This window comes from Bifidobacterium myosotis (assembly GCF_002259745.1).
In the GTDB taxonomy this organism is placed as follows: Bacteria; Actinomycetota; Actinomycetes; order Actinomycetales; family Bifidobacteriaceae; genus Bifidobacterium; species Bifidobacterium myosotis.
The window spans coordinates 1-11,912 of sequence record NZ_MWWW01000027.1 but is presented as its reverse complement, the minus strand read 5'-3'; the positions used below and the strand labels follow the sequence as shown (position 1 = coordinate 11,912).

Sequence of the window (11,912 nt, the reverse complement as noted above, 5' to 3'; positions counted from 1 at the left end):
TAGATGCCAGTTTTGCCCTTTGACGGCAAATTAACAACTCCTCTCTCTCATTTCACTGCGCCAGCTGTCAGGCCGGACACGATGTATTTCTGTAAACATACGAATACAACGACTACAGGCACTGCAGCCAAGACTGCCCCAGCAGAGAACAATCCCCAATTCTGAGAAAACTTTTGGGAGACAAAACCATATAGGCCAACAGCTAGAGTTTGTTTCTCCGGTGACACCAACACCGTACTTGCCACTGCATATTCATTGACTGTAGCAATAAAGGACAGCAATGCCACAACCGCAAGAATAGGAGAGACCAAGGGTAGAATAATTGTAAAGAATATTCTTGCATGCCCGGCACCATCAATTTTGGCAGCCTCATCTATTTCCTTAGGTACAGTATTAAAGAATCCGTACATTAGATAGGTATTCACACCAAGCGCACTACCTAGATACACCAATATCAATGCCAAACGACTGTTAATACCCAAAAGTGGAAATAAATCACCGAAATGACTCAACAACAAATAAATTGCCACTATAGACAATACCTGAGGAAACATCTGCACCAGGATCAAAGAGAACAAACCTGTTCGCCTTCCATAGAAGCGCAATCGCGAGAAGGCATAAGCTGCCAAGGCCCCCAAGAATACGGAAAGCGCAGCACTTGACAAGCCAATTACTATGGTATTGATGTACCATGCACCAAAAGGTTGCTGGGGCATATGAAAAAGCTCAATATAATTTGCTAAGGTGAATCCCGCGAACAGCTTATTCGATGAGATGAGCGTTCCCTGTTGATTTAGAGAAGCTGATACGATATAGAAAATAGGAAAGCCAGCGAACACACAGGCAATTACGCCAACCACGTGTCGCCATCCTGTACCGGCAAACCATCTAGCGAATGATAATTTATGTTTTTGAATCAACTCGGAATTATTTGTTCCACAGTTTTTACGTAAAACAGCCATTTTAATTCAGCTCCTCAAGCGATTTGGATGTTCTGAATCCAATTGCAGATACCGATGCGACAATAAAGAAGATCAGAATGGCAAACGCACTCGCCAAGCCATAATCGCGATCCGAACCCGCAAAAGCAATCTTGTACACCATCGAAATCAAGATATCCGTACTACCGATATTCATTCCGGTGCTGGTATCGGTAGGACCTCCAGCAGTCAACATGTAAATTAAGTTGAAGTTATTGAAATTCATAGCGAAGGTCGATATAAGCAATGGCGACACAGAAACCAACAGCAACGGGAACTTGATAAATCGGAATATCTCCCAAGCCGACGCGCCGTCAAGTTTCGCGGATTCCGATAGCTCTTCCGGTATGGACTGCAATGCTCCCATGCAAACCAAAAACATATACGGAAAACCCAGCCATAGATTGACAACCAATACAGCGACCTTAGCCAAAGTCGGTGACTGCAGCCAGGGGATATCAGCGCCTCCCAGCAATACCTGATTGATGAAGCCAAATTTTTCGTTCAATAATCCAGCCCAGACCAATGCGGAGAGAAACGATGGAAATGCATAGGGAAGGATCAGGATGGAACGATATATCTTACGTCCTTTCATGCGCGAATCATTGAACGTGATGGCGAGGAACAGTCCCAAGATAAAAGTCGAGACGACCGAAACGACGGAAAACACCACCGTCCATACGAGGACTCTTAAGAAGGGACCGGTCATATCCCGGGAAGCAAAGACACGTTTGAAATTGGCCAGACCGACATTGACTCGCCAACCTGGATTCAATTCTTCGCCCCGCGATGAAACGAAGGCTCCGTTGCCGGTATCGCGATACTTGACACCCGTTTGGGTATCGGTCATCGTATCTGTTTTTTCGTCATATTCCAACGTCGATTTGAACACATATGCCGTTTGTCCATCGGATGTCCGCAATTCTCCATTTTCCAAGTCATCCGATATAGGAACATTGATATTCAGGATTTCATCCTGCCTGTTCAAGATATCGTTGAATGATAAGGCACTACAACCATCAACGGATACCGCTTTCCCTGTGGAGTCCATCGTTACATTGGTTGCATCATGGAGCGGAACCCCATTGCTACCGATTTGAACCGTCCCATCCGATGCGGTCACAAGAAAGTTCAACGTGCCCCCGCACTGCAATATCGCAACATTGTAAGTATCCGAATCCGGAACCTTGGTAAGCGACGACTGCATCAGAGAGCTGATCGCCTGTTCCTTCGTGCCGTTATGTCCAGTGCCATAATTGGTAAAAGCAATATAGCCCGAATACAGTATTGCGGATATCTGAAAGATGATAAGAAAAATCAACCCAGGGGTAAGGTACTTGGCTGCAAGACCTCCACGTCGCCAATACACCCAATTGATCAGTATGCCTACAATCAGCATCACACCGAATGCCACCCAGTATCGTTTGCCCGCAACAATGAGTAGACAGTAGACGCCAAAGGCATCAAATAACCCCAATAGTAGGATCTTGACGAGTATGGGCCAGATGCGGACATCGGCGCTTACTGCCACTCGTTCCGCGCGACGTCTCTTTGCCGTGGCCTGTCGATCTGATTCATGACTTAAGGTTTTCACGATTATCGCTCCTTACCCGTTGTCCGCATCTGCCCATGCCCATAAACGGAATTACTTGTTCAACGCAGATTGAATCTCATCGGTCATCTGACTCCACAATTCCGCCGGGTCTCCTCGCTGAGAAATAATGGAGACTTCGGTAGCGTTCCAATATTGCCAGACCGAAGACATCTCCGTGATGTTCGGCATTGGTACGCCATTTTCCGAAGCCTTGCCAAATCCCTGAGCAATGGAATCCTTACTCGCTTGATCATAGGCAGCAGTCAATGCGGGCAGACGTTGTCCCACTTTGTACAAGGACTGCTGAACATCAGCAGTACCGATGTAATTGATAAGAAAGTCAGTTGCGGCGATCTTGTTGGTAGTCTTCGAGCTGAGGAAGAATCCGCTAACACCCACGAAAGGCTTGGCAGTCTGGCCTCCAGCCGAAGGAATCGGATCCACGGCCACGTCAATGCCGGCTTTCTGTATCGCGGAGATATTCCACGGACCGGTGATGAAATATGGAGATGCCCCCTGCTCGAACTTCGACAAGGCGATATCAGCACTCATTGAAGTGCTCAACGTTCCATTTTGCGCCTGTTGTTGCACCCATTGCGCGAATTTGACTCCGTTTTCATCTCCGATGGTGAGTTTGGAAGAGTCATAACTACCGTCATCACGTTGTCCAAAAACAAACGATCCGAAAGAAGTCTGGATCGGGTACATGGTGTAGGAATCCCCTTGGTCGCCCACCTGCAACAGATATGGATACTCCGCACCGACGCTTTTCGCCGTGGCAACCATGTCATCCCACGTTGTGGGAGCTTGAGGAGCAAGCTTCGTGTTCCTGACCAGAGCGACGTTTTCAATCGCATACGGCAAAGCATAGATCTTACCGTTGTAGTTGAACGCGTCCGTAGCGACTTTCTCATAGTCGGATTCGGCATCGCCAAGTTCAAGAGGCTGAATCACGCCATCCGTGGCGAGGATTCCGGTCCAGTCATTTTGTCCGATCGCAATATCCGGTCCCTTTCCTGCAGGAACCTGCGTGATGAGATCCTGCTGAACCGATCCCATATCCTTCTGAACAAGATTGACTTTCACTCCGGTCTTATCGGTGAATTGCTCCGCAACGTCCTTCAGCACGGAGACACGGTCCGCATCGGCCCATATCGTCAATGTACTTGAGGTCGCTTCACCCTGATCTTGCTGCGTAGCAGTAACATCACCAGGATTACCGCATCCAGCCAAAGCGATGAGGGCTACACTGACCGCACCAATTGATCTGAAGATGCCGCGATTGGTATGCATGTTCATGACTTCCGCCTTTCTGAGAGACCTGCACGATGTTGTGCCGTTGTCTCTGATTTCCAAGCTAACAGTCAGAATGGCGACAATTCAGATGTTTCATTATGTCGAATAAGTTTTGCAGATAATTGCAACACTATTTCATGCATCATCAATCCATTGTGAAATGCTTGTTCCTTGGTGCGGTAGAACTGCGAATAACCAGTTCCGGAGGAAACAGCGACTCCCCGTCAACGGCGTCATTGCCCTGTATGCGATTAATCAATGCATGCGCAGCAAAAGTGCCCATGGACAGCATCGGCTGCCTCACCGTGGTCAGCGGCGGATCGGTATGAGCCATCAATGGAGAATCTCCATATCCAATCACCGACACATCCTGAGGTACCTTCTTCCCACGCTGGCGCAATGCACGAATCGCGCCCAAAGCCAGCAGGTCGGAGCCACAGACGTATCCAGTCACTCCTTTATCCAGCAGGCGTATCGCGCCGGCATATCCGCCTTCCTCGCCCTCAAAACTGATATCGACCCACTGTTCCGCATTTGCGCCAAACGATTCGGCCATCGCCCTTCGGTACCCTTCAGCCTGGCGCGTAGCCGAAATATTCGTTCCAGACGGGAGAATCAGGCCGATTTTGCGATGGCCAAGAACCGCAAGGTGCCGAACGGCCAATTCCCCTGCAGCCTGATCGTCGCTGGATACGAACGGAGCATCCAGATTCTCAAGAAATCCTTTCACGAACACAATCGGAAGCCGCTGAGCCACCAGACTGTCATACCGGGAACGATCGGTTCTTGTGTCAGCATGTTGCCCGGCGACGAATATGATCCCGGAAACTCCGCGATCGAGCAACATACCCACATACTCATCCTCGCCAACGCCATCACGATCCTGTATGCACAGCACCGGAGTATATCCAAGACGTGCAAGATTCGTGGAAACGACTTGAGCGAAAACCGGATACACCGGATCCTCCAGACTCGGCAATATCAATCCGACCAGCCCGGAACTACGAGGTCGCAGTCCGCTCGGCCTTTCCAGACCCAATACATCGATGGCCGTAAGCACGGCCCTGCGCATTTGCGGGCTCACTCCCGGCCGTTCATTAAGTACACGGGATACCGTCGCCTTACTTACCGCCGCCTGCTTGGCAATCTGGTCCAGATGAGAAGTCATGCATTCATTATGCAGCCACTGAAACTGTATTGCAAATAACAGAAATAAAACAACACAAAGGAGAAATCTACTTCCTGGTTCATCGTTCACCATTACATTTAAGAATGCAATACGAACGCGAAGGGAGCGTTGTGTACAACAAAAAACTTTTTTTGCAGGGGCCACTCGCCCATCATGACGGTTCTCCGTTATATGTCGATAATGCCCGGCCTTGCATCGACGATATCGTCAACCTGTCCATCCGCATATCGCATATGTTTCCAGTCAAACAAGTTTTTATACGAGTTGTAGTGGATGGAGAGCCACACTATACGCAAGCACATATTGTCCATGACAATCCCGAGGAATCATGGTGGACCGGTTCCATCAAAATCTGGAACACGCTCACCAGTTATCGGTTCCTGTTGGTGACGGAACATGGCAATATCTGGCTCAACGGCCTCGGTCTTTACTCATACGACATTCCCGATTCGCATGATTTTCGACTCAGCACTTTCCATGTACCGGAATGGGTACAAAACGCTGTCATTTATCAGATTTTCCCGGACCGATTCGCCTGCTCGACAGTGCATCCTATCGAAGGACAGCCCGACTGGGCCATCCCCGTGACATGGGACACGCCAGTGGCCGCGCATACACCAGACGCCGTCAGACAGATGTACGGCGGATCACTTTGGGGAATCGCCGAGCATCTGGACTACATAAAAAATCTCGGAGCGAACGTTATTTATCTCACTCCTTTCTTCCCGGCCGAATCGAATCACCGCTACGATGCAGCGACCTTCGACCATGTCGATCCATTCCTTGGAGGAGACGAAGCATTACACTACCTGATCGATTGCGCCCATCACATTGGAATTCGGATCATTGGCGATCTGACGCTTAACCATTCGGGCGCAACTCACGATTGGTTCGTGACAGGACAGCATGATCCCAACAGTCAGGAAGCAGGCTTCTATTACTTCGATCAGGACGACCGAGCCTCGTACGCCACATTCGATGGCGTGAAGACCTTGCCTAAATTTGACCATCGCTCGCATGAGCTCCAACGGAGACTCTACGCAGGTGCTCAATCGGTCGTGGCCAGATATATTCAAGATTTTGGACTGGACGGATGGCGCATAGATGTCGCGCAATCTGCCGGAATCTATCGAGATATAAATCTCAACGAAAACGTCGCAGAACAGACACGTTCGACCATGGAAACGGCCGATACTGACACACTACTCATCGCAGAACATCAGTTTGACGCATCCCAGACACTTCAAGGCCCCGGGTGGCATGGCACAATGTCCTATGCCGCCTTTACCAAGCCGACATGGGCGTGGCTCGGCCGGCATCATCCAAGTAGCGAATGGGGAGCTCCCGGCGTACCGGCTCACTATGGCGGCGAAGCTATGGTCAAATCCATGCAGGCCTTCACGACTTTGGTGCCTTGGCAGTCATGCCTTGCCAGCATGAATCTATTGGATTCTCACGACACATCCCGGTTCCGCAGCATAGCGGGCACTTTCCAAGCTCTCGGCATTGCTCTGCAGATGACGCTTCCCGGCATACCCTCCATTTTCTCCGGAGATGAAGTCGGTTTGGAAGGACGAGGCCTTGAAGAAGGACGGCAACCCTTTCCTTGGAATCCAGACCACTGGGATCACAGCGTATACGAATTGTATCGGTTGTTGATAACGCTCAGGCATAATCACAAGGCCCTGCAGGATGGTGGATTACGCTGGTATCGCCACGACGATGACACCATCATTTTCGAGCGTGCAGATAAAACCGAAACATTGATAATCGAAATCAGTCGCAAACATCATGCTCCATTGATTTCGACCGTCAATGCAGAAAGCCTTACCGATGGTGACGACCTTAAGAAAGGCTCACCGATGCCTTCAAGTGGCCCCGCATTCCATATCTGGCAGGTACACGACTAAACCCATCGCGTAATGAGGAATTCCGTGTCCTCCTCGCATTTTTGCCATGGTGCTTATGGGCGTGCAGCCAATCATCCCAGCGAGTTGATTGGCTACACGCCCATGGCATATCGGCGATCCATTAGTACACGGTGAAGCCGTGGGCCTTGAACTGGTTGGCCACACGCTCGCGCGTCGCGGCGTTCGGGCCCTTCTGGTTCTCCAACGGGTACGGGATACGCAGCTCATGCCACTTCGGACGGCCAAGCTGATGGAAACCAAGCACATCGATGTGCTCCACGGCATCGCCGAACGTCTCGCAGATCTCAGCCACCTGCTCCACATTCTCCTCGGAATCCGTCAACCCCGGCACGAGCACGAATCGCACCCAGATCTTCTTGCCGGCCTTGGCCAGGCGCTGCCCGAAATCGATGGTGGGCTGCAGCGTGCCGCCGGTGACCTTGTGGTAGGTCTCCTCGTTGCCGGACTTGACATCCAGCAGGCACAGGTCGATGTCCTCGAGCATCTCGTCCGTGTAGTTGGTGTTGAGGAAGCCGGAGGTGTCGAGGCAGGTGTGCACGCCCATCTCCTTGGCCGCGTGGAACACGCGCGAGACGAATGCGGGCTGCATCATGGACTCGCCGCCGGAGAACGTGATGCCACCGTGGGTGGCCTTGAACAGGTCCTTGTAGCGGTCCACCTTCTTGATCATGGCGTCGAGGTACACGGGCTTGCCGTCGCGCATCTTCCAGGTGTCCGGGTTCTGGCAGTACTGGCAGCGCAACGGGCATCCGGACATGAACACGGTCATGCGCGTGCCCGGCCCGTCGACCGAGGTGTTGATGTCCCATGAGTGGACGAAGCCGATATCGCCGGACTTCAGCGCGGCGAGTCGGTCGCGGCGGTCGAGACCGATGGGCGATTCAAAGCCGGACAGACCGCCCATGAGGGTCTGTGAGGCGTACGTCTTGGATTCGCGCAGCATATGGCGCGTGGTGGTGCGGAACTGGTTACCGGGCATCGTTGTCCTCCTGTTCCTGAATACGATTGTCCGAAAAGTGGGTTGGACCGGGCAAACGGAAGGGGCGGGACGAATCCCACCCCTTCATCGTTCTACCGTTTCACACGGTCGCGGTCATTCGACGAATCAGTCGGTGACGGCGCCCTGGTGGAAGGTACGGGAAATCACGTCGAGCTGCTGCTCCTTGGTGAGCTTGACGAAGTTCACCGCGTAGCCGGAGACGCGCACGGTCAGGTGCGGGTACTTCTCCGGGTGCTCGACGGCGTCCTCCATGGTCTCCTTGCGCAGCACGTTGATGTTGGCGTGGTAGAGGCCATGGCCGTTGCCGGCGTCCAGGATGCCGACCAGGTTGCCGATGCGCTCGTCCTCGTCGCGGCCAAGGCCATCGGGGGTGATGGTGTTGGTCAGCGAGATGCCGTCAAGAGCGTCGTTGTAGTCGATCTTGCCGACGGAGAACATGGACGGCAGCATGCCGTGGGAGTCCATGCCGTTCTCCGGGTTGGCGCCCGGGGCGTATGGGGTGCCCTTCTTGTGGCCGGACGGGAAGGAACCGGTGTTCTTGCCGTACTCCACGTTGGAGGTGATGGTCAGGATGGACTGGGTCGGGACGGCGCCACGGTAGACGGGCAGACGCTTGACCTGGCCCATCACGGTGGAGACGACCCACTTGGCGATGTCGTCGGCGCGGTCGTCGTCGTTGCCGTAGATCGGGAACTCGCCGTCGGTGCGGTAGCCCACGACCAGATCGTCATCGGCACCCTCGACGTACTCGTACTCGTGGCCCTCGAGGTTCTTGGCCTCGGCGTTGGTGATCGGGTACACCTTGGCGTACTTGATGGCGGCCAGGGAGTCGGCGGCGATGGACAGACCGGACATACCGCAACCGAGGGTGCGGTACACCTCCTTGTCGTGCAGGGCCATCTCGATGGACTCGTAGGCGTACTTATCGTGCATGTAGTGGATGATGTTCAGGGCCATGACGTAGGTCTCGGACAGCCATTCGAGAGCCTTCTCGTAGTTAGCCTTGACCTTCTCGTAGTCCAAGGAGCCGTCGGCCTCGGGGGCGATCGGCTCGATCACGCCCTTGTCGATGACCTGCATGCCGGTCATCTCGTCGCGGCCGCCGTTGATGGCGTACAGCAGGGCCTTGGCGGAGTTCACGCGGGCGGCGAAGAACTGCATCTGCTTGCCCACACGCATCGGGGAGACGCAGCAGGCGATGGCGGCGTCGTCGCCCCAGTGGGAGCGGATCTCCTTGTCGGACTCGTACTGGATGGCCGAGGTGTCGATGGAGATCTTGGCGCAGAAGCGCTTGTAGCCCTCCGGCAGCTTCGGGTCCCAGAAGATGGTGATGTTCGGCTCGGGGCCAGGTCCGAGGTGCTCAAGGGTCAGGGTGTTGAGCAGACGGAAGGAGGTCTTGGTGACCAGCGGACGGCCGTCGTCGCCGAAGCCGGCGTCGGACCAGGTCGCCCAGTACGGGTCACCGGAGAAGATGTTGTCGTAGTCCTTGGTACGCAGGAAGCGCACGATGCGCAGCTTCATGACGATGTTGTCGATGAGCTCCTGGGCGTCGGTCTCGGTGATCTTGCCGGCCTTGAGGTCGCGCTCGATGAAGCAGTCGAGGAAGGCGGAGTTACGGCCGAAGGACATGGCGGCGCCGTCCTGGGACTTGATGGAGGCCAGGTAGCCCATGTAGGTCCACTGCACGGCTTCCTGGGCGGTCTGGGCCGGACGGGACAGGTCGAGCCCGTACTCGTTGCCGAGGTTGATGAGCTTCTTCAGGGCCTTGATCTGCTCGTCGTGCTCCTCACGGAAGCGGATCCAGTGCTCGATCTCCGGCTCGGTGAAGTCGTTGCGGTACGGCACGGAGTCCTTGTCGCGCTTCTTGAAGGCGATCAGCTTGTTGACGCCGTACAGGGCCACACGACGGTAGTCGCCGATGATGCGGCCACGGCCGTAGGCATCCGGCAGGCCGGTGAGGATCTTGTTGTGGCGGGCGACCTTGATCTGCTTGGTGTAGACACCGAAGACACCGTCGTTGTGGGTCTTGCGGTACTTGGTGAAGATCTTCTTGATCTCCGGGTCCGGCTCCTTGCCAGCCTCGCGGATGGCCTGCTCGACCATGCGCCAGCCGCCGTTCGGCATCATGGCGCGCTTGCACGGCACGTCGGTCTGCAGGCCGACGATCACGTTGTCGACCTCCGGGGAGTCGATGTAGCCGGCCGGGAAGGCGTCGATGTCGGCCGGGGTGTGGGTGTCCACGTCGTAGACGCGCTGCTTACGCTCGACGGCCAGGTAGTTGTCGTCGAGGTACTTCCACAGGTGCTTGGTCTTTTCGGTCGCCGGAGCCAGGAAGGACTCGTCACCCTCGTACGGGGTGTAGTTCTTCTGGATGAAGTCGCGGACATCAATGTCCTTCTGCCAGTTGCCCTCGGCGAAGCCTTCCCAAGCCTTGGCTTCAAGCTCCTCCTGGGAGACAGCTGCATTCTCTACTGCGGTCATGTCACTCCTTTAATGGGGTTGCGGTTCCGCATCTTCACGGAACCATTGAGACCAAGTGTAGTTTGCACAGCCTTGGGAAAAGCTGAAATCACGAGTGAGCTATATCACATTCAAGTGTGAGCGTTATCATTCCAACGGTTTCAAGCCTGTTGTGTACCGCAATGATTTGAATTTCGAAGTGAAAACCGCTCAGGCCACTATGTAAGAATGAGCGGTTTCCCACTATGCGGACGCACTATGGACATGGTATAGCCACGTTGCGGGCAAGTGCGGTCACAATTGCCCCCAAGGTAGCGGTATCCACCGGGGTCAGCAAACGGTCAACGACGGTAGCCCTTACCGTTCCACTGGCGGTCCTGCTCCTCCCACTTGGCGTTGCGGTCGGTCACGATGTCCCAGGCGTGCTCGGCGTCCTCCTTGGTCTTGTACGGGCCCATGCGCTGCTCAATCGGCGAGATCGGGCCGAGCTCGGCCTTGCCCTTGACCATGTTGAAGTACCACTGCTTGTCGCTGTCGCTCATATTCCTGCGCCTTTCCGCGGAGACCGGCCGGCCCACCGGCCACCGGGAGCATACGGCCCACCGGGATTAGGTAGGTCCCGTGGGCCGGGTTCCGGGACCGGATGGAACCGGTGCCCGGAGGCCGTCTCCCCCATCCATTATTCACCTGCATCGTGCCGCGCAGGCGGGACAGCGCTGGAATAGCCGGCCTATCCCTTCGCATCCAAGGTCAGACCGCCGCCGCCACGTCCTCCTCCTGGGTCCTGACGCGGGCCGCATGCTGTTCCTTGATGCGGGCCAGCAATGCGGGGTCGGTGAGGATGTCGAGCGCGGTGAAGGCGAGCGCCTTGGAGGACCAGCGGATCGATTCGAGTCCGAACGGGCTGGCCGCGGCCGCCGCGATGTTTTGTTTCAATGTTTGTTCGACAGGTTTGGCAGTGTTTTTCCGCAGTGTAGGCTGATGGTTTTCCTCAGGTTTGGCAGTACTTGGTAGTGGGACGTCGGTTCGCCTGTCTGTATATTCCCGAGTTGCAATTCGTTTTGGTTTCGGCCGGTTGCCGCTGGCCGAAGGCTCGGGAAGGAAAGGAACATGGCGATACCGATGCCCATGGTGCAGGATATCAGGAGACTTGATCGGCAGGGATTGTCCCGCGCGCAGATAGCGCGGCGGCTGCATGTCGATCGCGGGACGGTCGCGAAGTACGCGGATATGCGGGATTGCTCGCCCAGGCCGAAGACGGATCGTCGGTATGGTTCGAAGATCGACCCGTACACGCATCTGGTGGATTCGTGGCTGGAGGCGGACCGGTTGATGCCCCGCAAGCAGCGTCACACGATCAAACGGGTGCACGAGCGTCTGCTCGCGGAGACTGATTACGATGGCGAGTATTCGACCACGTTGCGGTACGTGCACCGGTGGCGCGAGGCGAACCGGAGCGGTG

General features: G+C 54.7%; 9 protein-coding genes and 1 pseudogene. 2 read left to right on the top strand and 8 right to left on the bottom strand.

Features of this window, described 5'->3' with window-relative positions; translation table 11 throughout:
* Window positions 1-47 precede the first annotated feature (47 nt).
* The 4 genes from BMYO_RS09725 to BMYO_RS09710 all read right to left on the bottom strand — a co-directional run bounded on the left by BMYO_RS09725 (window position 48) and on the right by BMYO_RS09710 (window position 5,038).
* Window positions 48-962, bottom strand: coding sequence for a sugar ABC transporter permease (locus BMYO_RS09725; RefSeq protein WP_094668274.1), 915 nt, complete (start codon window positions 960-962; stop codon window positions 48-50).
* Window position 963: 1 nt separating this feature from the next.
* Window positions 964-2,574, bottom strand: a complete 1,611-nt coding sequence (locus BMYO_RS09720; protein ID WP_211276849.1) for an ABC transporter permease subunit — start codon at window positions 2,572-2,574, stop codon at window positions 964-966.
* A 51-nt stretch (window positions 2,575-2,625) separates the two neighbouring features.
* Window positions 2,626-3,873: a sugar ABC transporter substrate-binding protein gene (locus tag BMYO_RS09715; protein WP_211276848.1), complete on the bottom strand. Its 1,248-nt coding sequence runs from the start codon at window positions 3,871-3,873 to the stop codon at window positions 2,626-2,628.
* Window positions 3,874-4,015: 142 nt separating this feature from the next.
* Window positions 4,016-5,038: a LacI family DNA-binding transcriptional regulator gene (locus tag BMYO_RS09710; protein WP_094668272.1), complete on the bottom strand. Its 1,023-nt coding sequence runs from the start codon at window positions 5,036-5,038 to the stop codon at window positions 4,016-4,018.
* Between the two features lie 131 nt (window positions 5,039-5,169).
* Between BMYO_RS09710 and BMYO_RS09705 the strand changes: the two genes are divergently transcribed.
* A complete protein-coding gene (locus BMYO_RS09705) occupies window positions 5,170-6,969 on the top strand; it encodes a glycoside hydrolase family 13 protein (protein ID WP_211276847.1) in 1,800 nt (599 codons plus the stop codon).
* Window positions 6,970-7,090: 121 nt separating this feature from the next.
* Here the strand turns inward: BMYO_RS09705 and pflA are convergent, their stop codons facing one another.
* The 4 genes from pflA to BMYO_RS11810 form a co-directional block, all read right to left on the bottom strand.
* The gene (pflA, locus tag BMYO_RS09700) at window positions 7,091-7,969 is read right to left on the bottom strand and encodes a pyruvate formate-lyase-activating protein (protein ID WP_094668270.1); all 879 of its coding nucleotides are present in this window, start codon (window positions 7,967-7,969) and stop codon (window positions 7,091-7,093) included.
* A 126-nt stretch (window positions 7,970-8,095) separates the two neighbouring features.
* Complete coding sequence (gene pflB / locus BMYO_RS09695; RefSeq protein WP_094668269.1) at window positions 8,096-10,471, bottom strand: formate C-acetyltransferase; 2,376 nt, start codon at window positions 10,469-10,471, stop codon at window positions 8,096-8,098.
* A gap of 320 nt (window positions 10,472-10,791) precedes the next feature.
* Window positions 10,792-10,992, bottom strand: coding sequence for a hypothetical protein (locus BMYO_RS09690; RefSeq protein WP_094668268.1), 201 nt, complete (start codon window positions 10,990-10,992; stop codon window positions 10,792-10,794).
* Window positions 10,993-11,200: 208 nt separating this feature from the next.
* Window positions 11,201-11,386, bottom strand: a complete 186-nt coding sequence (locus tag BMYO_RS11810) for a hypothetical protein (RefSeq protein ID WP_094668267.1) — start codon at window positions 11,384-11,386, stop codon at window positions 11,201-11,203.
* A gap of 174 nt (window positions 11,387-11,560) precedes the next feature.
* On the opposite strand from BMYO_RS11810, the pseudogene BMYO_RS09680 reads away from it, so the two are divergent.
* Window positions 11,561-11,912 (top strand): annotated as a pseudogene (locus tag BMYO_RS09680) (IS21 family transposase); the annotation flags it as partial.